This is a genomic window from Micromonospora sp. DT4 (genome assembly GCF_049841675.1).
Taxonomy (GTDB): Bacteria; Actinomycetota; Actinomycetes; order Mycobacteriales; family Micromonosporaceae; genus Micromonospora.
This window is the reverse complement of sequence record NZ_JBNCKT010000335.1, coordinates 1-682: the sequence shown is the minus strand read 5'-3', so window position 1 is coordinate 682 and position 682 is coordinate 1. Positions and strand designations below refer to the sequence as shown.

The window sequence follows — 682 nt, the reverse complement described above, 5'->3', positions numbered from 1 at the left end:
CGCCCCGACGGATCCACCTGGACACCCCGCCCGGGCGGCACGGTCACCGGGCCGGCCCTCAAGTCCATCCACGGCCCCGGCACGACCCCGGTGGCAGAAGGCTCCGCCTCGTGCATGTCAGCGGAGAGGTCGGTGACCTCGGATGTCTCCGGTGCCGCGTCTTGAGCGCTGTCGGCGCGGAGCGCCCCATGTGGCGCGTGAAACCGACCGTGGCCGCCGTGCAGGAGGCGATATCCGCGTGCGCGCAGGGCGTCTTCGGTCATCACCTGCAGGTCCCGGTTATTACCAAAGTCGACGAGTCCCGCTGCTAGCCCGCGTAACGTGTTACCGAGCGGGACCTTTTCGTCGCCCAAATCCCAAACATAATCCTCAGGCGGGAGTTCGCCGTGATGTTCGGGGTGTTCGTCTATCCATTCCCACATGGCCGCGATGAACGCGATGAATGGTGGAGTTTGATGCCATGGCATGCGGTTAGCCGCGTAGCTTGATCCCTCGATGGTTTCAATCCTGCCGGTGGCGTCGTTCCTGACGGGCCGGTATCCGTTCAGCATGAGGGCGAATTCGAGGTAAGCCGCGTTCGCGGCTGGCCAGCCTCGACTCTCCAGTTGGAACAGCCACAGGCCAATGTTGACCTCTTCGCCGGCTGATCCTGGCAGAGGCCACCGCTGTCCCAGGCCGGGGA

At 65.0% G+C, this 682-nt stretch carries 1 protein-coding gene; it reads right to left on the bottom strand.

Annotated elements, in window-relative coordinates; translation table 11 throughout:
* Positions 1-551, bottom strand: a 551-nt coding sequence (locus tag ACLQ24_RS29975) for a hypothetical protein (protein ID WP_425895094.1), incomplete at its 3' end; no start/stop codon positions are given.
* Positions 552-682 lie beyond the last annotated feature (131 nt).